At 39.0% G+C, this 25119-nt stretch carries 26 protein-coding genes; 11 read left to right on the top strand and 15 right to left on the bottom strand.

Annotation, left to right across the window (positions count from 1 at the left end):
* Positions 1–6 precede the first annotated feature (6 nt).
* The gene (locus AC1DEF_RS20850) at positions 7–1170 is read right to left on the bottom strand and encodes an acetyl-CoA C-acetyltransferase (protein ID WP_097824923.1); all 1164 of its coding nucleotides are present in this window, start codon (positions 1168–1170) and stop codon (positions 7–9) included.
* Between the two features lie 102 nt (positions 1171–1272).
* Positions 1273–3384, bottom strand: coding sequence for a (Fe-S)-binding protein (locus AC1DEF_RS20845; RefSeq protein ID WP_097824924.1), 2112 nt, complete (start codon positions 3382–3384; stop codon positions 1273–1275).
* A 195-nt stretch (positions 3385–3579) separates the two neighbouring features.
* Here AC1DEF_RS20845 and cls point away from each other — a divergent pair, with 195 nt between their 5' ends.
* On the top strand, positions 3580–4776 hold the full coding sequence (gene cls / locus AC1DEF_RS20840) for a cardiolipin synthase (RefSeq protein ID WP_255255798.1): 1197 nt from the start codon (positions 3580–3582) through the stop codon (positions 4774–4776).
* 24 nt (positions 4777–4800) lie between these two features.
* Complete coding sequence (uvsE, locus tag AC1DEF_RS20835) at positions 4801–5754, top strand: UV DNA damage repair endonuclease UvsE (RefSeq protein ID WP_097824926.1); 954 nt, start codon at positions 4801–4803, stop codon at positions 5752–5754.
* 30 nt (positions 5755–5784) lie between these two features.
* On the opposite strand, the gene argS is transcribed toward uvsE, so the two are convergent.
* From argS to speE, 4 genes are all read right to left on the bottom strand, one after another.
* Complete coding sequence (argS, locus tag AC1DEF_RS20830; protein WP_014457737.1) at positions 5785–7455, bottom strand: arginine--tRNA ligase; 1671 nt, start codon at positions 7453–7455, stop codon at positions 5785–5787.
* Positions 7452–7892: a YwiB family protein gene (locus AC1DEF_RS20825; protein ID WP_230184042.1), complete on the bottom strand. Its 441-nt coding sequence runs from the start codon at positions 7890–7892 to the stop codon at positions 7452–7454. The genes argS and AC1DEF_RS20825 overlap by 4 nt, the downstream gene beginning before the upstream one ends.
* Before the next feature lie 187 nt (positions 7893–8079).
* A complete protein-coding gene (gene speB, locus AC1DEF_RS20820) occupies positions 8080–8958 on the bottom strand; it encodes an agmatinase (RefSeq protein WP_013059842.1) in 879 nt (292 codons plus the stop codon).
* Positions 8959–9033: 75 nt separating this feature from the next.
* Positions 9034–9861, bottom strand: coding sequence for a spermidine synthase (speE, locus tag AC1DEF_RS20815; RefSeq protein ID WP_013059843.1), 828 nt, complete (start codon positions 9859–9861; stop codon positions 9034–9036).
* Positions 9862–10127: 266 nt separating this feature from the next.
* On the opposite strand from speE, the gene AC1DEF_RS20810 reads away from it, so the two are divergent.
* Positions 10128–12194, top strand: a complete 2067-nt coding sequence (locus tag AC1DEF_RS20810; protein ID WP_097824927.1) for a transglycosylase domain-containing protein — start codon at positions 10128–10130, stop codon at positions 12192–12194.
* 39 nt (positions 12195–12233) lie between these two features.
* Here the strand turns inward: AC1DEF_RS20810 and AC1DEF_RS20805 are convergent, their stop codons facing one another.
* Both AC1DEF_RS20805 and AC1DEF_RS20800 read right to left on the bottom strand, forming a co-directional pair.
* The gene (locus AC1DEF_RS20805; RefSeq protein WP_025752469.1) at positions 12234–12746 is read right to left on the bottom strand and encodes a YwhD family protein; all 513 of its coding nucleotides are present in this window, start codon (positions 12744–12746) and stop codon (positions 12234–12236) included.
* Between the two features lie 19 nt (positions 12747–12765).
* On the bottom strand, positions 12766–13410 hold the full coding sequence (locus tag AC1DEF_RS20800) for a site-2 protease family protein (RefSeq protein ID WP_043977515.1): 645 nt from the start codon (positions 13408–13410) through the stop codon (positions 12766–12768).
* 273 nt (positions 13411–13683) lie between these two features.
* Here AC1DEF_RS20800 and AC1DEF_RS20795 point away from each other — a divergent pair, with 273 nt between their 5' ends.
* Positions 13684–13869 (top strand): 2-hydroxymuconate tautomerase, encoded by a 186-nt coding sequence (locus AC1DEF_RS20795; RefSeq protein WP_097824928.1) that lies wholly within the window; start codon positions 13684–13686, stop codon positions 13867–13869.
* 46 nt (positions 13870–13915) lie between these two features.
* On the opposite strand, the gene AC1DEF_RS20790 is transcribed toward AC1DEF_RS20795, so the two are convergent.
* The 3 genes from AC1DEF_RS20790 to AC1DEF_RS20780 all read right to left on the bottom strand — a co-directional run bounded on the left by AC1DEF_RS20790 (position 13916) and on the right by AC1DEF_RS20780 (position 16174).
* A complete protein-coding gene (locus tag AC1DEF_RS20790) occupies positions 13916–14425 on the bottom strand; it encodes a YwgA family protein (RefSeq protein WP_097824929.1) in 510 nt (169 codons plus the stop codon).
* A 23-nt stretch (positions 14426–14448) separates the two neighbouring features.
* Positions 14449–15756: an HD domain-containing protein gene (locus tag AC1DEF_RS20785; RefSeq protein WP_043977517.1), complete on the bottom strand. Its 1308-nt coding sequence runs from the start codon at positions 15754–15756 to the stop codon at positions 14449–14451.
* Between the two features lie 193 nt (positions 15757–15949).
* Positions 15950–16174, bottom strand: coding sequence for a YuzB family protein (locus tag AC1DEF_RS20780; protein WP_013059850.1), 225 nt, complete (start codon positions 16172–16174; stop codon positions 15950–15952).
* 201 nt (positions 16175–16375) lie between these two features.
* Here AC1DEF_RS20780 and AC1DEF_RS20775 point away from each other — a divergent pair, with 201 nt between their 5' ends.
* A complete protein-coding gene (locus AC1DEF_RS20775) occupies positions 16376–17050 on the top strand; it encodes an RsfA family transcriptional regulator (RefSeq protein ID WP_043977519.1) in 675 nt (224 codons plus the stop codon).
* A 128-nt stretch (positions 17051–17178) separates the two neighbouring features.
* Positions 17179–18030 (top strand): octanoyl-[GcvH]:protein N-octanoyltransferase, encoded by an 852-nt coding sequence (lipL, locus tag AC1DEF_RS20770; RefSeq protein WP_043977522.1) that lies wholly within the window; start codon positions 17179–17181, stop codon positions 18028–18030.
* Positions 18031–18062: 32 nt separating this feature from the next.
* On the opposite strand, the gene pta is transcribed toward lipL, so the two are convergent.
* Complete coding sequence (pta, locus tag AC1DEF_RS20765; protein WP_013059853.1) at positions 18063–19034, bottom strand: phosphate acetyltransferase; 972 nt, start codon at positions 19032–19034, stop codon at positions 18063–18065.
* 276 nt (positions 19035–19310) lie between these two features.
* Between pta and hemQ the strand changes: the two genes are divergently transcribed.
* From hemQ to gerQ, 3 genes are all read left to right on the top strand, one after another.
* Positions 19311–20054 (top strand): hydrogen peroxide-dependent heme synthase, encoded by a 744-nt coding sequence (hemQ, locus tag AC1DEF_RS20760; protein WP_043977523.1) that lies wholly within the window; start codon positions 19311–19313, stop codon positions 20052–20054.
* Between the two features lie 178 nt (positions 20055–20232).
* Entirely contained in the window at positions 20233–20655 is a 423-nt protein-coding gene (locus AC1DEF_RS20755; protein WP_097824930.1) for a cell wall hydrolase, read from the top strand.
* A 26-nt stretch (positions 20656–20681) separates the two neighbouring features.
* Positions 20682–21161 (top strand): spore coat protein GerQ, encoded by a 480-nt coding sequence (gerQ, locus tag AC1DEF_RS20750; RefSeq protein WP_097824931.1) that lies wholly within the window; start codon positions 20682–20684, stop codon positions 21159–21161.
* A 24-nt stretch (positions 21162–21185) separates the two neighbouring features.
* On the opposite strand, the gene AC1DEF_RS20745 is transcribed toward gerQ, so the two are convergent.
* The 3 genes from AC1DEF_RS20745 to AC1DEF_RS20735 all read right to left on the bottom strand — a co-directional run bounded on the left by AC1DEF_RS20745 (position 21186) and on the right by AC1DEF_RS20735 (position 22668).
* Positions 21186–21557, bottom strand: a complete 372-nt coding sequence (locus tag AC1DEF_RS20745) for a DUF423 domain-containing protein (RefSeq protein ID WP_013059856.1) — start codon at positions 21555–21557, stop codon at positions 21186–21188.
* A gap of 15 nt (positions 21558–21572) precedes the next feature.
* Positions 21573–21890 (bottom strand): YwdI family protein, encoded by a 318-nt coding sequence (locus AC1DEF_RS20740; protein WP_043977526.1) that lies wholly within the window; start codon positions 21888–21890, stop codon positions 21573–21575.
* Positions 21891–21993: 103 nt separating this feature from the next.
* Positions 21994–22668, bottom strand: a complete 675-nt coding sequence (locus AC1DEF_RS20735) for a uracil-DNA glycosylase (RefSeq protein WP_097824932.1) — start codon at positions 22666–22668, stop codon at positions 21994–21996.
* A gap of 177 nt (positions 22669–22845) precedes the next feature.
* Between AC1DEF_RS20735 and AC1DEF_RS20730 the strand changes: the two genes are divergently transcribed.
* Both AC1DEF_RS20730 and zwf read left to right on the top strand, forming a co-directional pair.
* Positions 22846–23292 (top strand): staygreen family protein, encoded by a 447-nt coding sequence (locus tag AC1DEF_RS20730; protein WP_025752460.1) that lies wholly within the window; start codon positions 22846–22848, stop codon positions 23290–23292.
* A gap of 305 nt (positions 23293–23597) precedes the next feature.
* Positions 23598–25100: a glucose-6-phosphate dehydrogenase gene (gene zwf / locus AC1DEF_RS20725; RefSeq protein WP_013059860.1), complete on the top strand. Its 1503-nt coding sequence runs from the start codon at positions 23598–23600 to the stop codon at positions 25098–25100.
* Positions 25101–25119 lie beyond the last annotated feature (19 nt).

The following is a 25119-nucleotide window of genomic DNA, read 5'->3' as shown; positions in this document are numbered from 1 at the left end:
CCCCTTTTACACTTCTACCATGATGGCATCACCTTGGCCGCCGCCGCTGCAAATAGAAGCAATGCCTAGTCCGCCGCCTCGTCGTCTTAATTCATGAATGAGCGTTACAACAATACGGGCGCCGCTTGCTCCAATCGGATGTCCAAGTGCTACAGCCCCGCCGTTCACATTTACTTTTTCAGCCGGAAGCCCTGCAATTTCCATACTCATCAACGCTACCGCTGAAAAAGCTTCATTGATTTCAAACAGCGCAATATCGTCTACTGTTTTATTTGTTTTTTGCAATAGCTTATTAATAGCAAACCCAGGCGTTTTCGGAAATTCCCTTGGCTCCATCGCAAGAGAAGTATGGTTTACAATCGTAGCCAACGGCTCATAGCCATTTGCTTTTGCCACATCTTCATCCATTAGCATGAGCGCAGCTGCTCCGTCATTCACACTAGGTGCATTTCCTGCTGTAATGGTTCCGCTGTGACCAAATACAGGCCGAAGAGACGAGAGTTTTTCTAACGACGTATCTTTTCTTGGTCCTTCATCTTTTTGAACCGTTATCGTTCCTTTTTTAGACGGAATATCAACTGAAATTCTTTCTGCAGTCCATCTCCCTTTCTCTTCTGACTCTACCGCCAATTGATGACTGCGAAGGGCCCATTCATCCTGCTTTTCTCGGGAAATATTCATTTCAGAAGCGATTTCATTTCCATACGTACCCATTTGAACCCCTGTAAAGCTGCATGTCAAACCGTCATGAACCATCAAATCCGTCACAACGCTATCTCCCATACGGAACCCCCACCTTGCTTTTGGAAGAAGATACGGCGCGTTACTCATCGATTCCATTCCACCTGCAATGATTGTTTTTGCTTCTCCTAATCGAATCAGCTGATCAGCAGTTGTAATGCTGCGCATGCCCGATGCACAAACTTTATTAATGGTTTCTGTCTCTACTTGCCACGGTAAACCTGCATAGTGCATGGCTTGCCTAGAAGGCAGCTGTCCTTGGCCCCCCTGCAGCACGCACCCCATAATAACGGAATCAATTTCTGTACGTCCCTTTGAAGCTGCTTGAATCGCTTTCCCGCCTAGTTCTGCCGCTTTTAGTCCACTTACAATGCCACCTAATTTTCCAAAAGGTGTTCGAACTGCACTCACAATAACTGTTTTCCCCACTATTGTTTCCTCCTTTTTCTTCCTCTTTGTCCTCGCCGATTGAACGCTTGCTCAATTTCCTTTCTGTAAAAAGTAGAGATGAAGACCATCTCTACTTCTCCTTTATGAAACCTGTTCTTGCACGTCGCCATAAATTGACTTTTCAAGCAGTTCTGCTACGTCATACGTATGAACCTTTTCTTCTACTTCTTTTGCTTTTGTTCCGTCACTTAGCATCGTTAAGCAGTATGGGCAACCTGAACTGATAATGCTTGGGTTAACGGCCAAGGCTTGTTCCGTGCGTGCTACATTAATGCGCTGGCCGGTCGTTTCTTCCGTCCACATTAACCCTCCTCCTGCTCCACAGCACATACCATTTTCACGGTTGCGATCCATTTCAATCAAACGAACACCTGGAATCGCTTTCAAAATTTCTCTTGGTGGACTGTATACTTCGTTATATCTTCCTAAATAACAGGAATCATGGAAGGTAATTTTTTCATTAACCGCATGTTTTGGTGACAGCTTACCTTCTTTCACCAACATAGCTAATAATTCTGTGTGATGATACACTTCTCCTTCAAAACCGAAATCTGGATATTCATTTTTGAAGATATTGTAAGCATGTGGATCAATCGTAACAATTTTTTTGATTTCATTTTTTTCAAATTCAGCGATGTTTTTAGAAGCTAACTCTTGGAATAAAAATTCATTGCCCAACCTGCGCGGCGTATCACCAGAATTTTTTTCTTTATTTCCTAAAATCGCAAATGAAACACCCGCTTCATTGAGAAGCTTTGCAAACGATAGAGCGATTTTTTGGCTGCGGTTATCATAAGATCCCATCGAACCTACCCAGAACAAATACTCAAACGTTTCACCGGCTTTACTTACTTCTTTAACAGTCGGAATGTGAACATCTTCTCTTACATGTCGCCATTCTTCACGCTCTTTTCGGTTTAATCCCCAAGGGTTTCCCTGACGTTCAATATTCGTCATGGCACGCTGAGCATCCGCGTCCATCTTTCCTTCAGTTAATACTAAAAAACGTCGTAAATCTATGATTTTATCTACATGTTCGTTCATTACGGGACATTGATCTTCACAGTTTCGGCACGTTGTACATGCCCAAATTTCTTCTTCCGTAATGACATCTCCGATTAAAGCGGGATTATATTCCGCTGTTGCTGCAGCCTCTGCTCCGCCTTGGCCGGCCGCCATCATCGCCAGCTGATTTCCTTTTGTTTTGGAGAATGCATACGTAGGAACCCAAGGTGCCTTAGATGTCACAACCGCTCCTTTTTCTGTTAAGTGATCGCGCATCTTTAAAATTAAATCCATTGGAGATAAAATTTTCCCTGTACCCGTTGCCGGACACATATTCGTACATCGACCGCATTCCACACAGGCATATAAATCAATAAGCTGATGCTGCGTGAATTCTTCAATCTTTCCAACCCCAAACGTCTCCTGGGTCTCGTCTTCAAAATCAATCTTTTCAAGCTTACCTGGCTTAGAAACACGGTTAAAAAATACATTAGCCGGTCCAGCCAGTAAATGAGCATGTTTTGATTGAGGAACATATACTAAAAACGTCAATAATACGGCTAAGTGGATCCACCATGAAACATAAAAAATGGAGATAGCGGCAATATCATTGATTCCCTTAAACAAGATCGCAATCGATGACGCAATCGGTTCTGTCCATGACGGTTCATGATTATGCCAGATGATTGACATACCGTTTCCGACAAGCACTGACAGCATAAGTGCTCCAATAAAAATCAGTACTAAACCAGATTTAAACCCTCTTTTTAAACGCACAAGCTTTTCTACGTAGCGACGGTGAAAAGCCCAGACAACTGCTACTAAAATCAAAAACGTCACAATTTCTTGAAAAAATGTAAAACCGGGATATAAAGGTCCAAGCGGCAAATGTTTACCTGGAAGCAAACCTTTTATAATGAAGTCTAACGCGCCGAACTGAACTAAAATAAACCCATAAAAAAACATGACGTGCATAATTCCACTTTTTTTATCTTTTAACAGCTTCTTTTGTCCAAACACGTTCACCCAAATTTTTTGCAGTCTTTCTTTTAACCGCTGATCAAATTCAACTTTTTTCCCTAATTGAATATACTCAATGCGTGTGCGAATTAAATATACAAACAAAGAAACAGCGTAAGCGGTTACAATAATAAAAAAGAGAAAATTCACCCACAGCAACCCTGTCATCTCGTCCCCTCCTTGAATAGTTTGTTACCTTTCTTTCCTCCTGACGACTAAATTTTCTGATAATATATCTGTTTTCATTGTATATAATGAATGAGCATTCAGTCAATATCTTTTCGTTCTTTTGTTCATATTCTATTTAAACAAGGTGACACTAAGAACAACATAAAATGTATTTACATCGGGAAAAGAGGTGACATGATGAGCGGCATGGTTGTAATTTTACTTTTTATTATTTTTATTGCTTGGCTTGCAATTGACCTTGGCGTTGGAAAGAAAGTATTTTCTCAGGCTGAAAATACTTTTCCAAAGCGCCGTGCTTCTCTTTTTTTGTTCGCAGACGGGAATGTCTTGTATAAAGATTTATTTCAAGAAATAGAAAATGCCTCTTCGTTTATCCATTTATCGTTTTACATCGTACAAAATGATGAAATTAGTCAAGATTTTTTAGATTTACTAGTCCAAAAAGCACAGCAAAATATTGAAGTCCGGTTATTGGTAGACCGTGTGGGAAGCTATAAAATCAAGAAAAACAAAATTGCATTCTTAAAGAAACAAGGTGTTCATTTTGCTTACAGTCGAACGCTACGGTGGCCTTATTTGTTTTATACACTCAACGCACGCAATCACCGTAAAATGGCCGTTATTGATGGGAAAGTTGGCTACATTGGCGGCTTTAATATCGGAAGAGAATATTTAGGGCTCGACGCCAAGCTTGGGGTGTGGAAAGATTACCACCTGCGTATGGAAGGTGAAGGTATCCAAGATCTTCAAATGCAGCTGTTAAACGACTGGTATGCTGCTACCGGCATAGACCTGCGTAAAGTGGAAAGATACTTTCCACCAACCTCTGAAGGAGACTATGTTATTCAGCTTTCTTCAACTGAAGGTTTTTCACTTGAAGAAAGCTTTTTATCGATTATCAACCAAGCCAATAGGGAATTGTACATAGGTACTCCTTATTTTATTCCAAGTGAACCTTTGATGAATGCTTTACTGCAAGCTCGTGCACGGGGAGTACAAGTTCATATTTTGATTCCAATGCGTGCAGATCAACCGCTTGTTCATCATGCTGCATTTGCCTATCTTCCTACATTACTTCAAGCAGGCTGTATGATTTATCAATATTATTACGGTTTTTACCACGCAAAAGTATTAATTGCAGACAATGTTATCTGCGATGTAGGAACGGCTAATTTTGATAAAAGAAGCTTGTTCTTAAACGCTGAAATCAACTGTTTAATCTACGATGCCACATACATTGAAGAGGTAAAGAACAGCTTTAAAGCTTGTATGGGGGAATGCCCAATTTTGTCTTTGGAAGACGTCAAAAACCGAAAATGGAGTGAAAAACTAAAGCAAGGATTTGCAACCTTTATTTCTCCGTTACTTTAATGAACGAAAAGAGGAAAACTTATAATGAAAATTAGATTTGGCTATGTATCACATGCCCTGTCGCTTTGGGACTGCTCACCTGCGAAAACTTTCACGTTTACTAGATGGGAAAAAATGAAAAAAGATGAGAGGCTGGATAAGCTTCATTACGTCACAAAACAAAATTTGAATCATACTAAGCGCGCTTTACATTTTAATATTGCCCATGAAATTATGCTGTATCGATTATCATCTTCTCTTGTCCCTTTAGCTACTCATCCTGAAGTAGATTGGAATTACATTGATGCGTTCCAAGACGATTGGTCAGAGATAGGAGACTTGATTCGGAATCATCAGCTGCGCGTGAGTTTTCATCCCAATCAGTTTACATTATTTACAAGCGACAAAAAACATATTACAGAAAATGCGGTAAAAGATATGGATTATCACTATAGAATGCTTGAAGCGATGGGAGTAGCCGATCAAGCTCTTATTAATATTCATGTAGGAGGAGCCTATGGCAATAAAGAAAAGGCGATCGGTCGATTTCATGAAAACATTCAAACGCTGCCACCTGTCATTAAAAAGCGCATGACTCTTGAAAATGATGATAAAACATACACAACTGAAGAAACATTAGCTGTATGCGAAAAAGAGAAAGTCCCTCTCCTCTTTGATTATCACCACCACAAAGCAAATGAAGGAGAAGAACCTCTTGCATTATTGCTCCCTCGTATCTTTGACACGTGGAAACATATCGGGTTAAAACCAAAAGTACATATCTCTTCTCCTAAATCTGAAAAAGAATTTAGAAGTCACTCTGATTATGTCTCAACTGATTTTATCGCACCTTTTTTGCAAATGGCTAAAGATATTGGACAAGATTTTGACGTAATGATTGAAGCAAAGTTAAAAGATAAAGCGCTGCTAAAATTAGTGGAAGATTTAGCATCAATGAGAGGAGTAAAGCGTACAGGAGGTGCCACACTTGTTTTTTAAATAAAAAAGAGCCAAGAGGCTCTTTTTTTGTTACATTTTTTCAGGTGCTGAAACACCAATTAGTTTTAAGGAGTTTTGAAGCGTTACTTGAACAGCTTTCACTAGTTCAATACGTGCTTTACTTGTTTCTACATTATCGCTGTCTAATACTTTTTCTGCATTATAGAAGCTATGGAACGTAGAAGCAAGATCAAATACATAGTTTGTAATGCGGTGCGGAATACGTTTTGTTGCTGCTTCCGCTACGGCCTGAGGGAACTCTCCGATTTTCTTCAGCAGTTCCATTTCTTTTTCTGCACTAATTAATGAAAGGTCAGCGCCAGATGTTGATTGAATCCCCATCTCTTCACCTTGACGAAGAATACTGCAAATACGGGCATGAGCATACTGCGCGTAGTATACAGGGTTTTCATTAGATTGAGAAACAGCTAAATCTAAATCAAAGTCTAAATGTGTATCTGCACTTCTCATCGCAAAGAAGTAGCGAGTTGCATCAAGGCCTACCTCTTCTACTAGATCACGCATTGTTACTGCTTTACCTGTACGTTTGCTCATCTTCATTTTTTCGCCATTTTGATACAGTTGAACCATTTGAATGATTTCTACTTCAAGCGTATCTTTTTCATAACCAAGCGCTTGAATCGCCGCTTTCATACGAGGAATATATCCATGGTGGTCGGCTCCCCAAATGTTAATTAGCTTATCAAATCCGCGTTGAATTTTGTCTTGGTGATACGCAATATCTGGTGTTAAGTACGTAAATGAACCGTCATTTTTAATTAACACACGGTCTTTATCATCACCAAATGTCGTAGAACGGAACCACGTAGCACCTTCTTCTTCATATACATGGCCTTGTTTTTTCAGCGTTTCAAGTGCAACTGATATTTTATCATTTTTATAAAGAGACGTTTCAGAATACCATACGTCAAATTTCACACGGAACTGTTCAAGATCACGCTTTAATTTAGCTAACTCATAATCTAACCCGTATTGACGGAAGAATTCAAATCGCTCTTCTTCAGAGGCATTTACATACTTGTCTCCGTGCTCTTTTGCTAGCTCTTTTCCGATGTTTATAATGTCAGCACCATGATAGCCGTCTGCAGGCATTTCTTTCTCTAAACCAAGAGCCTGCATGTAGCGTGCCTCTACTGAATAAGCCAGGTTATTAATTTGGTTACCAGCATCATTAATATAGTATTCACGTGACACATCATAGCCTGCTTTTTCAAGAACATTACATAATGAGTCTCCAACTGCAGCACCGCGGGCATGTCCTAAATGTAAATCCCCTGTCGGATTAGCTGAAACAAACTCAACTTGTACTTTTTGTCCGTTCCCTACGTTTGTTTGACCGTAAGCTTCACCAGCTTTTACAATCGTTGGGATAAGCTCTGTTAAATAAGAGTTATTCATATAAAAGTTGATGAATCCAGGGCCTGCAATGTCAATTTTCTCGATAGATGCTTTTGATTTATCGAAGTTTGCTACAAGCTCTTCAGCGATAACACGCGGTGCTTTTTTGGCAATACGAGCTAGCTGCATAGCCATATTGGTAGAATAATCACCATGTGTTTTATCTTTTGGGGTTTCTAATAGAACTTCTGGAAGTTCTGCTTTTTCAGCAAGTCCTGCTTTGACCACAGCATCTTGAATTTCAGCTTTTAATTTTTGCTGCACTTGTTCGACGATGTTCATTTTTTCTCCTCCTTGAATGTAATGGTTAACGCATATTTCCCGGTAGGCTGACCCTGTACTTCTAGATCATACGTTAAAAATAATCGACCCTTTTGAGTCATTTGTTTATATTCAATGTTATGAGCGAATGTCAGTAAATCCATACGTCCATAAGGGCTTATATAAGTTCCTTCGATCTGTACCTTTTTACGAAACGATTGCTTCATTTGAACAGCACCGGTTCGATTAATTGATACTTCATCTTCGCTAATTTTCACCATTGTTCTAATATCTCCGATTTCCTCTTGGCACTCTGTGTATGTAAGATAAATTTTCGATCCTTTTTCATAATACATACCTTTTGCATTTACCGATGTTGTCTCTTTTCGGTGACCATCGCGGATATCCGTCACAATTTTAACTTCAATGGGTTTCTTGACTTCTGAAGCGTTACTCACAAAAGACACTTCCTTATTAAAATGAATACGTTATAACTTAAATAGTATAAACATTCTAAAGAAAGAATTCAATAATACTTCAAAGGAAATATGATAGATACGCCGAGAATTCACCTTTTTACAGTACGTGAAGCATTCACATATTCCAAATAAAAAAGGCAGCCACAGCGGCCGCCTTTTACTTTATTTATTTCTTTTGTACCCAGCCTAAGATCATTTCGCGAATAAGCTTGCTTGCTGTATTAGCTGTTTGTTCAGACGGATCATAAATTGGAGCTACTTCTACTAAATCTCCTCCGACAATGCGAAGATCTGATTTAGCAATTGCGTGAATAGAAGCTAAAAGCTCTTTTGATGTGATACCGCCCGCATCTACTGTTCCTGTACCAGGAGCGTGCGCTGGATCTAATACATCGATATCAATTGTTACATAAACAGGACGACCTGCAAGTGTTGGTAGAATCTCTTTTAACGGCTCTAGAACTTCAAATTTTGAAATATGCATGCCGTTTTCTTTTGCCCATTGAAATTCTTCTTTCATTCCTGAGCGAATACCAAATGAATAAACATTCTCCGGTCCGATTAGTTCTGCAACTTTACGAATCGGAGTGGAATGAGAAAGTGGTTCTCCTTCATACTCTTCACGAAGGTCTGTATGAGCATCCATATGGATAATGGCCAAATCCGGGTATTTTTTATACATAGCTTTCATAACAGGCCAAGAAACCAAATGCTCTCCGCCCATGCCTAATGGGAACTTGTCTGCTGCTAAAAGCTGGTCGATATACTCTTCAATCATATTTAAGCTGCGCTGAGGATTCCCAAATGGAAGTGGAATATCTCCTGCATCAAAATATTTTACTTCCTCTAGCTCTCGATCTAAATACGGGCTGTATTCTTCTAATCCAATTGATACTTCACGAATACGAGTTGGGCCAAATCGTGAACCTGGACGATAGCTAACTGTCCAGTCCATTGGCATTCCGTAAAGAACCGCTTCACTTTCTTCAAAAACAGGGTGACTGCCGATAAATACATTACCTGAATAAGCTTCATCAAAACGCATATTTTGTTCCTCCTTCATTATTCATAGAAAAGATGCCAGCCTTAAACCTCTGGCATCTCACTTGTATGTGGTAACTTATTTAATAAGATCTTGCACAAATTTAGGTAAAGCAAATGCGGCTTTGTGCAATTCTTTTGTGTAATACTTTGTATCAATATCGAAGAAACGATCTTCGCTTACTTCTAATGGATCATGTTTCTTTGAACCCATTGTAAATGTCCATAAACCGCTTGGATATGTTGGAATATTTGCTACGTATAGACGTGTAATCGGGAAGATTTCTCTTACATCACGCTGAACATTTGAGATAAGCTCTGGCGTGAACCAAGGATTGTCCGATTGAGCAACAAAGATACCATCTTCTTTAAGTGCTTTTGAGATACCTGCATAGAATCCTTTTGTAAATAAATTCACAGCTGGACCTACTGGCTCTGTTGAGTCCACTAAAATGACATCGTATTCGTTCTCGCTTTTAGCGATGTGCATAAATCCGTCATCTACTTGTACATCAACACGAGGATCTTCTAGTTTGCCCGCAATTGAAGGTAAGAATTTTTTCGAGTACTCAATAACTTTTCCATCGATATCAACTAACGTCGCTTTTTTTACGCTTGGGTGTTTTAAGATTTCACGGATTACGCCTCCGTCTCCTCCACCTACAACTAGTACGTTTTCTGGATTTGGATGCGTAAATAACGGTACATGCGCAACCATTTCATGATAAACGAACTCATCTTTTTCCGTTGTCATAACCATACCGTCAAGTAGGAGCATGTTACCAAACTCTTCTGTTTCAACCATGTCTAATTTTTGAAACTCCGTTTGCTCTGTATGTAAAGTGCGATTAATTTTAGCTGTAATACCAAAGTTCTTTGTTTGCTTTTCTGTGAACCATAATTCCATTTCAAACTCTTCCCTTCTATTTTGAGAATTAACCTATGCATAGATTACCCTAACATAATTTATACAAACATGAAAAAAGTATAGATGAATTCAGCAAAAAAGCAAGTAAAATTTTTAGCAATGGAGGTTTAAAACCACCTTTTCTATTTCATACTGATGATAGATACAAGCTTTAGAATCTACTTGCATCGCTCTTTTAATAGAATTTTGTTGTGTTGAAAACAACATGTACGGTGCATAGTGACACATATTGGTGGTGAATAGAAATGGAAACGGTATTAACCGAACATTTAAAAAAGGCAAGACGCATCTTCCGAATTCTTCTCGTCCTTGGTATATTAGCGGGGGCTTTATTATTGTTTGCCTACATAAGCATCTTTCTCTACGCCAAAATCGCTGGTCCCCCTCCGCTAAACGTTTCTCAAACAGCTGTTTTCTACTCAGCAAACGGTAAAGTTCTTGATGAAGTTCACAATGGACAAAAGCGCTACTGGGTTTCACTTAATCAAATTTCACCTTACGTAAAAGATGCGACTTTAGCCGTTGAAGATAAGCGCTTCTATGAGCATCACGGCTTTGATATGCATCGAATCGCCGGAGCAGTTGTAGCTGATATAAAAGCTATGGGGAAAGTACAGGGTGCGAGTACCATTACTCAGCAGTATGCACGAAACTTGTTTTTAGAGCACGACAAAACGTGGACTCGAAAGCTTCAAGAAGCTCTGTATACGATTCGTTTAGAAATGAATTATAGTAAAGACCAAATTCTAGAAGGCTACATGAATACGATTTACTACGGCCATGGAGCTTATGGAATTGAAGCAGCAGCTAGGCTGTATTTTGATAAGCATGCCAAAAATTTGACGTTAAGTGAAGCGAGTATGTTAGCAGGTATTCCAAAAGGCCCTAGCTACTACTCTCCTCTTATTCATCAAGAAAATGCAAAAAAACGACAAAATATCATTTTATCTCTTATGAAAGAGGATGGAATTATCACAGCCAAGCAAGCAACAAAAGCGCTTGTAACACCTCTAGCATTCGCAAAGCCTGCCGAAAAAGATCCTAATAAAGAAGATGCCTCTTACTTTATGGATGCAGCGCTAACAGAATTAAAGCAAGATTTAGGCATTGATGAAACCATGATTTACACAAATGGACTTCGCGTTTATACAACGCTGGATGAAAAGATGCAGCGAACAGCTGAAGAAAAAATGAAGGATGTTATCAGCAGCTCTTCAGACGTACAAAGTGCATTTGTTGCGATGAATCCTAAAAATGGACAAGTGAAAGCTCTTATTGGTGGAAGAGATTATGAAAAGAGCCCGTTTAATCGCGCGACTCAAGCAATAAGACAGCCTGGTTCAACGATGAAGCCATTTTTATACTATGCGGCGTTAAAAGATGGTTTTACTGAATCTACTCCAATGAAAAGTGAAGAAACGACGTTCAAATTGGAAGATGGCGTTTCGACATATACGCCTAGCAACTATCACAATTATTATGCGGATGCTCCTATTACAATGGCCCAAGCCATCGCACTTTCAGATAATATTTATGCCGTAAAAACACATTTGTTCATTGGGGAAAACCGCTTAATTGAAACTGCTAAAACACTTGGAATATCATCACCTTTAAAGAAAGTTCCATCTTTAGCTCTTGGAACTTCGCCTGTGAAAGTTATTGATATGGTTAATGCGTACGGCATCTTTGCTAATGGCGGAAAAGAAATTCGTCCAACATTTATTAAACGAATTGAAACCCATGACGGAGAAGTTGTTTATCAAGCTCCTTCCGAACAGAAACAAGTCATTGATAAGCGCTATGCTTTTCTTACTACCCATTTAATGACAGGCATGTTTAATCAAAAGCTAAATGGCTATACAACCGTCACAGGAAAGCCTATTTCTAAATATGTATCTCGTCCTTACGCGGGAAAATCCGGCACAACCTCTACGGACAGCTGGATGATTGGCTACTCTCCGCAGCTCGTTTCAGGCGTTTGGGTTGGATATGATCAAGGAAGAACAATGGATGATGTAGCTGAAAAAGGATACGCCAAAAAAATGTGGGCATTATTTATGGAAGAGGCTTTAAAAGGGAAGAAAAAAGAAAAGTTTAAAGCACCAAACGGATTAATGAGCGTAAACATTAATCCTCAAAATGGAAAGTTAGCATCCAAATCATGCCCTGTTCAATATAAAGCTTATTATTTAACTGGAACACAGCCAAAAACATATTGTACTGATCACATCGATCATGCAGCAAAAACGAAGAAAAAAGAGCGTGAAAAAGAAGATAAAAAGTTTCACTGGTTCCCCAAATGGTTTGATTAAAAAAAAGCTTAAGGCCAAGGCCTTAAGCTTTTTTTAGCATTACGATGTTTGAAGCGCTTCTTTTAAGTCATCATTAGATAACGTCCAAACTTCTTCATTATGAGACTTCAAAAACTCACGAAGCAAATCCTTAGACTTGTTATCCATTTCTTCTACCATAATGCGTCGTTTTAAGGATTTATCCATTTTGTTCACGTGTTCAGGAAGTGACTTATAGCCGCGGCGAATTTCACGATCAACGGTCATTTCACATGCTGTCATACCTGCGTAGTAAGGTCCTTCTTGCTTGCGATCAATCGTTACCCACACAAGCCAATATAACTTGCCGTTTGGCACCTCGTCTTTATTCGGTAAGAACTTAATTCCTTTTTCCACTACACTTCTTGCATGCATCGCACCGATATCTACAAATACTTCTTCGTCGCTCGGACAAACAAAAACGGGTGAAATGTTTTCTAAACTTAACGCTCCAACCCCGTAACCGCCGTGGCCGTCGGTTGAATCGTCTTTTATGATATTAAATCCTATACTTTTCTTTTTTGGCTGAGTCATAGTAAGCCTCCTCTATTCATTAAATCAGTGGTGCTAATATCTGCTGAAAGATATTCATAACAAACGTTGCTGCTCCGTTTAGAAGCGGCCAGATCACAATTCGATCCAGAGGTGTAATCACAAGAATTAAAAATACAAAAATGCCCCAAGACTCATACTGCGTCATCTTGGCTCGCGTAGACGGCGGAACGAGGTCTTCAATCACGCGGTAGCCGTCTAAAGGCGGAAAAGGCAACAAGTTAAATACACCTAGCGTTAGGTTTATTTGAATAAACAATGTAACAAAACGATAAAGCGCATCGTTGTCCACTGCGGCGTTATTCATCAAATAATAAATAAGCAAGCCAATAAATGCCAACACCAAGTTACTAAACGGTCCCGCTATCGATACTAGAATACCAGCTAAACGAGGCTTTTTAAAGAAATAGCGATTAACAGGAACCGGCTTCGCCCACCCAAAACCTGCGATGATTAACAAAAGCGTTCCAAATGGATCTAAATGAGCCAGCGGAGAAAGCGTTAGCCTTCCTTGCTTTTTAGCCGTGTGGTCTCCAAATAAATAAGCCACATACGCATGTGCAAACTCATGCAGCGTGAATGCAACAATAAGAGTCATTACCACGTAAGGAAGGTCTTGCAATGCAAAAGCTAAAAAATGTTCCACTCTTTATCTCCTTTATTTTAAAATAATTTCTACCTATCACATCTACTAGATGAATCTTTTTTTGCGTTAAGAAGGATACAATTTTTTTCAAATATGCCCTAAAAGTTCTCAAAGACCAGCAATGGGCCTCCTTTGGGCACACCTGTTTTTTTATATCGATGTTATTATAAAAGTATACTACAGATTATGTCCTTCATCACTATCTCATACTGTCATTTTATTCAGAAAACGGGTACACTAATCATATAATGATCAAAAAGGAGTGTACACATTATGCCAGTTGTAACTGTTAAAATGCTTGAGGGCCGTACAGATGATCAAAAAAGAGCTCTTGTTGAAAAAGTAACGGATGCTGTGGTGGAAACAACAGGTGCAGCACCTGAAAAAGTATCTATTATCATCGAAGAAATGTCTAAAAACCATTACGCTGTAGCGGGCAAGCGCATAAGCGATCAATAACGCCTACATAAAAAAAATGCCATAGGAGTGAACCTATGGCATTTTTTTAATGGACAGACAGCGTTGCCTGAAGTTTTTCAATATATTTGTATGCTTCTGAAATGTCTTCTTCTGTATAGTTTTGCTTACGCTTTAACGTAAACACTTTTTCTTTTACTTCTTCTTTCGGTAAATTATCAAAATATAAAATCGTAGAGACAAGCTCCAAAAATTTAGAGCTTTGTTCGTTCATATCCTTCATACATTCCTGCAAGTAAGGAAGTTCTAAGTCATAGTGGCTTAAAAATCCTTCCCCCGCTTCTGTTAATACGTAGCGATACTGCATATACCCGCCTTTTTTCTCTTTAATTTCACTTAAAAAGCCTAAGTTACATAGCTCTTCAATTCGAAGCGTTAATTCTTCAGAATAAGGTCCAAAAAAGTGAAAATTATACTTTTCATAAAAAGGAAACTTCAGCTTTTTTCCGATAAATATCATCTTTTGTAACTTTTTTCTGCCAACAACTTCTCCCGCCGCGGAAAATACTTTCACAATCTTTGCGTGATCGTTTAACACAGCCCCTTCAACTCCTATACTATTTAACTCTGATCTCCTTTTAGTAAGTTTATAATCTGATCTTTAACTTTTCGCTTAGACGACAATTGATCAATGAGATCTTGTGGAAAATATAATTTATGATCGGTTCTCTTTTTCCCTGAAATTGCTTCAACAATCTCCGACTGACGTGATAATTCACGCACTTCATTATTTGGCATCAACAGATGAATCGGCAAACGTTCTTCCTCTTCACCCGGTCGATAAAAATCGTATGGTAAGTCGCTTGAAGAATCGACGACTAAATAATAATCTGGGTTAATACCCGCTTTTTTAAATAATGTTGTAAGCTCCATCCACATCTTCATTTGTGAATTCGGATTAAACTCAATGTATTTAAAAAGCTGACGATTCATAAATCTTCGGCATAGATCAGATAAAATTTCATCCTCTTCTTCTTCCCACGCTTGAAAATAAAATAAAATAACAGATTCATCTAATTTCAAATACTCTTTTAGCGATATTTCCTCTTCAAAAATCGAATAAAAATGAGTTGGCTCCTGCTTGAACTCATAGTAATGATGATGGAGCTCTTTTGCACGATGTAAAATTTTTGTCAAAATCACTTCAGCACTTCTCGTAACAGGATGAAAATACACTTGCCAGTACATTTGATAGCGGCTCATAATATAATCTTCAACCGCATGCATACCGCTGTGTTTAATCACGGCTTGGTCTTCCCTAGGACGCATCACGCGCAGAATTCGTTCCATATCAAAGTGACCGTAGCTTACTCCTGTGTAATACGCATCACGCTGCAAATAATCCATGCGATCTGCATCAATTTGACTGGAAATCAAACTAACGACAAGCTTATTTTCATATGTTTTCGCAATTACTTCAGCCACTTTTTTAGGAAAATCCTTTCCTACTTTCGTTAACACTCGATTTACCTCTGTGTCGCCTACGATAATAGCTTGTGTAAATTCTTCATGGTCTAAGTGGAAAACCTTCTCAAACGAATGGGAAAACGGACCGTGACCTAAATCGTGCAGTAAAGCAGCACAAAGACAAAGAAGACGCTCATCTTCATTCCATTCAGGGCGTCCTTGAAAACCGTCATCAATAATACGGCGCACAATTTCATAAACACCTAAGGAATGACTAAAACGGCTGTGCTCAGCCCCATGAAACGTTAAGTATGTCGTTCCTAGCTGTCTAATGCGACGCAACCTTTGAAATTCGGCTGTCCCAATTAGCTCCCAAATAACACGATCTCTTACATGGATATAGCGGTGAACAGGATCTTTAAATACTTTTTCTTCACTGAGTTTTTCATTAGGATATGTCATTTACATACCTCTCTATCTTCACTTTGTTGTTGCTATAATTTTTCGACACTCACTTCCTATTTTCCTATTCAGAATAAAAAATCACCTTGTCAAGCAACCAAGGTGATTTACCTAACAAACAAGGCGATTCTGTTTGTAAGAAGCTCGTTCGACAAATAAGTAGCAGAAAAGCAGCTATTTATTGTTTCACTATCTATTTTTTTACTTTTTTCTCAATCTTCTCGATTAATTCATCCTCTGTTGGCGCTGCTACAGGACGGTTGTTTACAAATGCAAATGACTTTTTACGTCCGGGCCCACAGTAAGACTGGCAGCCGATTTGTACTTCAGCTTGTTCATCTATTTTTTTAAGTCGAGGTAACAACGTTTTGACGTTTGTTGCCTGACAATCATCACAAATTCTAAATTCATTTGCCATGTTGACACAATCCTTTCAAAATTGGTTCATCATTTTGTCTAAGGGGTATTTTACCCCTATTTGAAGTCCGATGCAAGTTAAAGAAGGAAGCAAAATCTATCATACTCCTAGAAGAAATGGTATAAAGTATGGATTTTTTGTACATGATGATACTACAAAACATGATTACTATGAGTCATGGAAAATAGAGGAGTGAAAAAAGTGAAAGATAGACAAGATGCTTGGACAGAAGAAAACGACTTATTATTAGCTGAAACAGTACTGCGCCATGTCCGCGAAGGAAGTACGCAGCTGAATGCGTTTGAAGAAGTGGGAGATGAATTAAATCGCACTTCAGCAGCATGTGGATTCAGATGGAATGCTGTGGTACGCCATCAGTATGAAAAAGCACTTCAGCTAGCCAAAAAACAGCGAAAACAGCGCATGCGTGCACTTGGACAAGAGCAAGGCAAAAAGAAATTATTATATACGCCACCAGCATCTGTAGAGCATGTGGAAAAAATGATGTCTGCACCTACAGCAACATATAGCTTATCTGAAACACAAGTAGAAAAAAGCAGCAGTGAGGAGCTTTCAATGGCTGACGTTATTCGCTTTTTGCAAACAATGCCAAATCAAGCGAGCAATTTACAGGCATTGCAAAGCGAAAACAAACGCTTGATGCAAGAAAATACAGAATTAGCTAAGAAAAACACAGAGTTGGAAAAACAAATCAAACATCTCGAGGCAAATGCTACTACTATTCAAGAAGACTATGAAACATTGATGCAAATCATGAACCGTGCGCGAAAGTTAGCTCTATTCGATGAAGAAGAACGTTCTTCTACTACATTTAAAATGGATCGTAACGGAAATCTTGAGAAAATGGCTGAATAAGCTACATGAACGAAGAAAGAGGGATGTCAAACTTGGCTCTTCTTTCTTCTTTTTCTATTTTACAGCCAATGACACGACGCCTTTATGCTATAATATGTTCGTTTACTGTTTATAAAGGGGTTTGAGATATGCAGCAGAATAGTTTAAAGCTTTTAGCACAGCCCGCTTGGCGTATTATTGATCAATCCAGTCTAGGTCCTCATTTTGATGCCCGTCATTCTTTTGCCATCGATGACACGCTTTGTACAACCGTTGGAAGAGGTGAATCTCCAGCTGTCATGCGCTCTTGGGTGCATCACGATACGATTGTATTAGGCATCCAAGATACAAAGCTACCTCATTTAGCTGAAGGTGCAGCTTATTTACATGAACAAGGATATAAAACAATCGTCCGCAATTCAGGCGGCCTCGCTGTCGTACTTGATCAGGATGTTCTAAACATTTCTTTAATTTTTCCTGATGCAGAAAAAGGAATTGATATTGATCGTGGATATGAAGCCATGTTTGATTTGATTAAGGTCATGTTTGCATCTTACGGGACAGCAATTGAAGCGAAGGAAATCGTAGGCTCTTATTGTCCCGGCAGCTTTGATTTAAGCATTCGCAATCAAAAGTTTGCGGGCATTTCACAGCGACGCGTTCGCGGCGGAGTAGCTGTACAAATTTACTTATGCGTTAAAGGAAGCGGTTCTAAACGTGCTTCTCTTATTCAAGAGTTTTACAAAAAAGGTCTCCAAAACACGGAAACTAAATTTTCATACCCAGATATCGAGCCTCACACAATGGCTTCTCTATCTGAACTATTACAGATTGAGTTAACCGTATCTGATGTCATGCTGCTTTTATTGCAAACACTGAATAGCATGAGCTCTTCTCTTATAAATATGCCTTTAAATGCTACCGAACAAGAGCTGTTTGAGACGCAGCTGCAGCGCATGTATGACCGCAACGAAAAAGCATTAGGTTCATTAGCCGAATAAAAAAAACTCCGCCCGAGGACGGAGTTTTTTTATTACAGTGCTTGAGCTGCTGTGATTAAAGCAAGCTTGTACACATCTTCTTCGTTACAACCGCGAGATAGATCGTTTACCGGTTTGTTTAGACCTTGTAAGATTGGACCTACTGCTTCGAAGTTTCCTAGGCGCTGTGCAATTTTGTAACCAATGTTACCTGCTTCAAGGCTTGGGAATACAAATACATTTGCATCTCCTTTAATCACTGAACCTGGTGCTTTCTTTTCAGCTACAGAAGGAACAAATGCTGCGTCGAATTGGAATTCGCCGTCTAATGTTACGCTTGGTGCTAATTCTTTTGCAATTTCTACTGCGTTTGCTACCTTTTCTGTTTCCGGAGATTTTGCTGATCCTTTTGTTGAGAAGCTTAGCATAGCAACTCGAGGATCGATGTCGAACATTTCAGCTGTACGAGCACTTTCGATAGCAATTTCAGCTAAATCTTGGCTGTCAGGTGAGATGTTGATTGCACAGTCAGCAAATACGTATTTTTGATCACCGCGAACCATGATAAATACGCCAGATGTTTTCTTAACACCTTGTCTTGTTTTGATAATTTGTAGAGCCGGACGTACTGTGTCTGCTGTAGAATGAGCAGCTCCGCTTACAAGACCGTCCGCTTTGTTCATATGAACAAGCATTGTGCCAAAATAGTTTTCATCTAATAAAATTTTGCGAGCATCTTCTTCTGTTGCCTTACCTTTACGACGCTCAACAAACGCTGCTACCATTTCATCAAATTCAGAGTAGCTTTGAGGATCTAGAACCTCAACACCGTCTAATTTTACGTTTAGTTCTGCTGCTTTTGATGCTACAGCGTCTTTGTTTCCAACAACGATAGGCTTTAAGATATTGTCGGCAGCTAAACGAGAAACAGCGCCTAATACGCGCTCATCTAATCCCTCTGGGAATACGATTGATACATCGCTAGCTGATACTTTTTGTTTTAAACCTGTAAATAAATCACTCAAAGTAAATCCTCCTCGATATGTAAAAAACTTTTCTCATAATAGGATACTCCACTTTTTTTAAAAATCAAAGGCATGTCCTTCAAGAATCCATGATTACAAAAAAGTCTTTTAATTCTTAATTTTCCACTAACACCTAAAATGAAACCTGTTTTTACTTTGCGACAATTGTTTAAAGTTTAGTCACAAAATCACAGGTTTTTCATTCCAGTTCTTCGGACAAACTATGATATAGTAGAATTGGAATTTATCATAATCGGACAATAGGAGTGAAACGAAATGGCAGAAGCAGCACAAACATTAGACGGTTGGTATGCACTTCATGATTTCCGTTCAATCGATTGGAGCGCTTGGAAGCAGTTATCAAGCGACGATCGCCAAGCGGCTATCCATGAATTTTTAGGGTTGATTGAGAAATGGAAAGGAACTGAAGCTGAGAAGCAAGGCAGTCATGCTTTATATACCATTGTCGGCCAAAAAGCAGACTTTATGCTAATGCTTGTTCGTCCTACTATGGAAGAACTAAATGAAATTGAAACAGAATTTAATAAAACAAAGCTTGCTGAGTTTACCATTCCTACTTATTCATACGTATCAGTAGTTGAATTAAGCAACTACTTACCTGCTGGGGAGGACCCTTATGAAAATCCTCAAATCCAAGCTAGACTATATCCAACTTTACCAAAAGCTAGTCATGTTTGCTTTTATCCAATGGATAAACGTCGTCAAGGAAATGACAATTGGTACATGCTTCCTATGGAAGAACGCCGCAGCTTAATGCGCAGTCATGGAATGATTGGACGTCAATACGCTGGAAAAGTAAAGCAAATCATTACGGGTTCTGTTGGTTTTGATGATTACGAGTGGGGCGTTACTCTTTTTGCAGATGACGTACTTCAATTTAAAAAATTAGTATACGAAATGCGTTTTGACGAAGTAAGTGCTCGCTACGGGGAATTTGGCAGCTTCTTTGTCGGAAATTTACTAAAAGAAGAAGCTATTGCACGCTTTTTACACGTTTAAACTAAGCCGCAAAAGCGCTCATCGCTTTTGTAACGCCTAGAGCAATAAATATCCATGAGCTTTATCTAAAAAAACCTGTTTCCACTTGGAAACAGGTTTTTTATTTTCTAGCCATGGCATATTCGCACTTACAGGACCATATATATACAACAGTGTCACAAGTAAGCGAGGTGGGATAATGGCAGTCGTTGCACACAACGAAGAAGATGTTAAGCTCCTAGCCAGACTCATTCGAGCTGAAGCTGAAAGTGAAGGAAAACAAGGGATGTTACTGGTAGGAAATGTAGGCGTGAACCGCGCTAAAGCTCCCTGTTTAGATTTTAGAAATATAAGAACCATTCGTCAGATGGTGTTTCAAAACCCAGGCGGATTTGAAGCAACTCAAAAAGGCTACTTTTATCAGCGTGCCCGCCAGTCTGAAATTACACTTGCACGACGTGTATTAAGAGGGGAACGTTTTAATCCCGCGGAAAACTCACTGTGGTTTTTCAAGCCCAGCGGCAACTGTCCTGCTCAATGGTATAACCAAAATAACACAGGACGATTTAAATCTCACTGTTTCTTTGCACCAACTCAAGCTGATTGTCCAGGAGTTTACTAATTTCTTTTTGTTTGAAGGAGGTTCCTATGAAAAAACCAAAATCTAATCAACCGCAACAGCAATATATGCAAAATCCGTATATGAGTCCAAACTACCCTTATTATATGCCTCAGCCGCAGCAGCCCCAGCCAGGCGGCCAGCAGGTTCAAGGGCAAACACAAGGAGGTCCGCCCCCTACCTCTTCTGGAGGCAGCGGTGCCCCGCAAGACCCAAATCAACTGCCCATTGAAGAATCATATATTGAAAATATTTTACGTTTAAATCGAGGAAAAATAGCGACTGTATATATGACGTTTGAAAATAATACACAGTGGAACGCTAAGGTCTTTAGAGGGGAAATTGAAGCAGCCGGACGCGATCATATCATTTTAAGTGATCCACAAACTGGCACTCGTTATGTGTTGCTTATGGTTTATCTCGATTACATCACTTTTGAGGGTCCAATCAAATATAACTATCCGTTTAGCGGTGGAGGCCAGCAGTTGAGCAATTATTCTCCGCGTTAAAAAAACCCCTTTTCAGGGGTTTTTTTATAGCCATTTTACAGCTGCAACAACAATTAAAATCCAAGCTACAATAAACGCAACTCCACCTAGCGGAGTAATCGCGCCGAGAACTTTAATACCGGACGTACTTAATACATAGAGACTGCCCGAAAACAGCACAATCCCCGCGAACATAATCCAGCCCGAAGCTGTTAACAAAGAAGATTGAGGAAATTTGCTTAATAGAAATGCAATGACAAACAGCCCCATTGCATGGAACATTTGGTACTGCACTCCCGTTTTCCATACCTCTAAATACTTCTCTGAAATTTTCCCTTCTAACCCGTGTGCTCCAAAAGCACCAAGAGCAACCGCTAACATTGCATTGATTGCACCGATTATTAAAAATAGTTTCATGTTTTTCTCCTCACTTTAGAAATCAAACAGACTATCGCCGTTTGCATCATCTGATTTCAATTTCGTTCCTTCAAAATTAGGTTTGGATGACTGAATAATCTGTTGCTGCATAATCTCAGGCGATTGCATCATTTCCGGTGAAGACATTACAACAGGTTTTGAAACCGAGACAGGTTTCGATACTGAAACCTCTCCATTTTGATCTAATGCAAGCTCACATAGTGCTTTTATGGCAACCAATTGATCTCGAACGTTCGCACTATTCGAATGGTGCTTTGCTTTTTGTACTTCTGCACTAATTTTATCAAGGAGCTGCGTCATTTTTATATCCATGTAGACACCTCATCTTACATTCAATATGACTTTATACAGCTATTTTATCAAAAGATGAAATAGGAGGCTATGTCTGAAGCTAATCTTCATGAAATGCTCACTTTTACACATCGTCAATTTGCCAATCAATAGATTGACGTCCTTGTTGGAGCAAAAACTCATTTGCTCGTTGAAAGTGATTATTGCCAAAAAAGCCTCGATTAGCCGAAAATGGGCTAGGGTGCGGGCTTTCCAAAATTAAATGGTGCGAATGATGAATAAGCTCTTTTTTAGCTTGTGCATGCTTGCCCCACAGCAAAAACACGACTGGCTCCTCTTTTTGTGCCACTAATTCAATAATACGATCCGTCAGCTGTTCCCACCCTTTTCCTTTGTGAGAGTTCGCTTCTCCTCTTCTAACTGTTAAAACAGTGTTAAGCAAAAGAACACCTTGTTCTGCCCATTTGACTAAATAACCATTATTTGGAATATGATAATCCATTTCACTTTTCAGCTCTTTGTAAATATTCACTAAAGAAGGCGGTGTTTTTACTCCTGGTTGAACAGAGAAGCTCAGTCCATGCGCTTGATTTGGTCCATGATAAGGATCTTGTCCCAATATGACGACTTTTACATTTTTATAATCTGTATAGTGTAAAGCATTAAAAATATCATATTTATCAGGGTAAATGGTGTGGTGATTATATTCATCCACTAAAAACTCTCGAAGCTGTATGTAATAGTCTTTTTGAAATTCTTCTTCTAATAAAGGAGCCCAGTCATTTTTTAAAATACTCATCGCTTATCACCTCATAATAATCTTTTTTGTTATTTTATCGTAAACTCTGCCCCCTGCTCAAACGTTGCCTGCTTTAAATATGCTAAGAGCCTGGGCATATTTTAATATTGTCATGTTCAATGAAACTTTGTATACACTTATAAAGAGTGTATTTTTATATTAAAGGAGGGATTCCATATGATCATTAGCAATCCCCACCAAATAGATGTAACCTACAGCCTGGGTGTTACACCCGTTGAACCAATGATACCAAGAAAATACACCGTTTTCCCAGGTCAACACACTTCTGTTCCTTCCATTCAAATCGGCATTGAATTTGCCTACGATCATATGCAAAAAGAGCGGAACGAATATTTAGCATCCTTCGTCTTTGATAAAGGTTTTTATTCCCTTACTGTGTATTATTACATCGGTGCGCATACATCAACAGATGAAACCATTACACGCTACCTTCACTTTTTAGAACAGCTCCCTGTCATTCTATCGTCCATCTATCACGCTGATGCTTCTTTTTTCGAAAAACATCCACTTTTAATGCACTGTCCTATTTTTATCATCGCCGATAGTCCTGACTTGCCATTTTCAACAAAAAAATCTATCGGTTCCCTGTATCAATATAAATAAATGAGAAAAGCTACTGTTAAAATAACGGTAGCTTTTTCTCCGTATTCGAAACAAAATACTTTTAAACTTGTTAAAAACATGGAATAATAACTACAAATTGTTTTAATCTATTTGCGTTAACCCTTTAAAATCGTTACAATTTATTAGTAGTTCTATACATAAAGGAAAAGGTAAACAAGCAATCATTCGTTTGTTTATAAAGGCCGAGTTTAACGGGCAATGAATCCCCAGATTTCATTTAAGTGTTGTCTGTTAAAGCGGAAAAAAATTGAACGTAACTACGACAAAGTGAGGTCCTAGAAGTAATGACAAATGTACAACCAAAATCCATTATCGTAATTTTTGGCGCTACAGGTGATTTAGCAAAACGTAAGTTATTCCCCTCTATTTTCCGCTTATATAAAGCGAACAAACTATCGGAAGATTTCGCTGTTGTTGGTGTCGCAAGAAGACCTTGGACTAATGACGAATTACGCGAAAATGTAAAAAAATCAGTGAGCAGTTTCAAAAACAGTGACGCTGACATTGAAAAGTTTGCTTCACATTTTTATTACCAACCGTTTGACGTAACAGATGTCGCTTCTTATCAAGAATTAAAAAGCCTAACAGAAAGCCTTGATGAGCAATACAACGTGCCTGGAAATCGTATTTTCTATCTAGCAATGGCACCTGAATTTTTCGGAACAATTGCTTCGAATTTAAAAAATGAAGGTTTAACACAAACAGACGGTTGGAGTCGCCTAGTCATTGAAAAGCCGTTTGGTCATGATTATCCTTCCGCTAAAGAACTAAACGAACAAATTCGCCATGCATTTAAGGAAGATCAAATTTATCGTATCGACCACTACCTCGGTAAAGAAATGGTGCAAAATATCGAAGTTATCCGTTTTGCAAATGCTCTATTTGAACCGATGTGGAACAACCAATACATTTCAAACATCCAAATTACGTCTAGCGAGACGCTTGGTGTAGAAGATCGTGGCCGTTACTATGAATCTTCAGGTGCCCTTCGAGATATGGTACAAAATCATATGCTTCAAATGGTAGCATTGCTTGCAATGGAACCGCCAATTAAATTAACACCGGAAGAAATTCGTAGTGAAAAAGTAAAAGTACTGCGTGCTCTTCGCTCTTTATCAGTAGATGAAGTAGATGATTATTTTGTACGAGGCCAATACGGCAAAGGTGTACTTGAAGGAGAAGAAGTGATCGGCTACCGCGAAGGAAACTCGGTTGATCCTGAGTCTAACACCGCTACATTTGTTTCTGGTAAGCTTATGATCGATAACTTCAGATGGGCTGGCGTACCAATTTATATCCGTACAGGTAAACGCATGAAAGAAAAAGCAACGACAATTGTTGTACAGTTCAAAGACTTACCAATGAACCTGTACTTCAATAAAGATAAAGAAATTCATCCAAACTTGCTTGTCATTCATATCCAACCGGAAGAAGGCATTACGCTTCACTTAAACGCGCGTAAAACGCCGGGTGCAACATCGTCCACACCAATTAACTTGAACTATTGCAATAACTGTGGAGATAAAATGAATACACCGGAAGCTTATGAGCGCCTTATTTATGATTGCATGCTTGGAGATGCAACGAACTTTACTCACTGGGATGAAGTAGCCCTTTCTTGGAAGTTTGTTGATACCATTTCAGAAGCATGGGAAAGCACAAAAGCACAAAACTTCCCGAACTACGAATCAGGTTCAATGGGACCAAAAGAATCAGACGCATTGCTTGCTGAAGACGGTTTCCACTGGTGGCCAGTCGGAGAAGACAACTTCTCACCTAAAGAGTAAATAAAAAAAGCAGCTGTAG

The sequence above is a fragment of the Priestia sp. 10L35 genome, from assembly GCF_056395685.1.
Note: the sequence above shows the minus strand (reverse complement) of the source record. Positions and strands in the feature narration are given on the sequence as shown.

Coding starts and splice junctions, on each gene's coding strand:
- cls (WP_255255798.1), top strand. CDS start 3,580: ATGATGAGCGGCATGGTTGTAATTTTACTTTTTATTATTTTTATTGCT.
- AC1DEF_RS20785 (WP_043977517.1), bottom strand. CDS start 15,756: ATGACATATCCTAATGAAAAACTCAGTGAAGAAAAAGTATTTAAAGAT.
- AC1DEF_RS20810 (WP_097824927.1), top strand. CDS start 10,128: ATGGAAACGGTATTAACCGAACATTTAAAAAAGGCAAGACGCATCTTC.
- AC1DEF_RS20730 (WP_025752460.1), top strand. CDS start 22,846: ATGATCATTAGCAATCCCCACCAAATAGATGTAACCTACAGCCTGGGT.
- AC1DEF_RS20755 (WP_097824930.1), top strand. CDS start 20,233: ATGGCAGTCGTTGCACACAACGAAGAAGATGTTAAGCTCCTAGCCAGA.
- AC1DEF_RS20795 (WP_097824928.1), top strand. CDS start 13,684: ATGCCAGTTGTAACTGTTAAAATGCTTGAGGGCCGTACAGATGATCAA.
- AC1DEF_RS20780 (WP_013059850.1), bottom strand. CDS start 16,174: ATGGCAAATGAATTTAGAATTTGTGATGATTGTCAGGCAACAAACGTC.
- AC1DEF_RS20845 (WP_097824924.1), bottom strand. CDS start 3,384: ATGACAGGGTTGCTGTGGGTGAATTTTCTCTTTTTTATTATTGTAACC.
- uvsE (WP_097824926.1), top strand. CDS start 4,801: ATGAAAATTAGATTTGGCTATGTATCACATGCCCTGTCGCTTTGGGAC.
- speB (WP_013059842.1), bottom strand. CDS start 8,958: ATGCGTTTTGATGAAGCTTATTCAGGTAATGTATTTATCGGCAGTCAC.
- lipL (WP_043977522.1), top strand. CDS start 17,179: ATGCAGCAGAATAGTTTAAAGCTTTTAGCACAGCCCGCTTGGCGTATT.
- speE (WP_013059843.1), bottom strand. CDS start 9,861: ATGGAATTATGGTTCACAGAAAAGCAAACAAAGAACTTTGGTATTACA.
- argS (WP_014457737.1), bottom strand. CDS start 7,455: ATGAACATCGTCGAACAAGTGCAGCAAAAATTAAAAGCTGAAATTCAA.
- zwf (WP_013059860.1), top strand. CDS start 23,598: ATGACAAATGTACAACCAAAATCCATTATCGTAATTTTTGGCGCTACA.
- AC1DEF_RS20735 (WP_097824932.1), bottom strand. CDS start 22,668: ATGAGTATTTTAAAAAATGACTGGGCTCCTTTATTAGAAGAAGAATTT.
- hemQ (WP_043977523.1), top strand. CDS start 19,311: ATGGCAGAAGCAGCACAAACATTAGACGGTTGGTATGCACTTCATGAT.
- gerQ (WP_097824931.1), top strand. CDS start 20,682: ATGAAAAAACCAAAATCTAATCAACCGCAACAGCAATATATGCAAAAT.
- AC1DEF_RS20740 (WP_043977526.1), bottom strand. CDS start 21,890: ATGGATATAAAAATGACGCAGCTCCTTGATAAAATTAGTGCAGAAGTA.
- AC1DEF_RS20805 (WP_025752469.1), bottom strand. CDS start 12,746: ATGACTCAGCCAAAAAAGAAAAGTATAGGATTTAATATCATAAAAGAC.
- AC1DEF_RS20745 (WP_013059856.1), bottom strand. CDS start 21,557: ATGAAACTATTTTTAATAATCGGTGCAATCAATGCAATGTTAGCGGTT.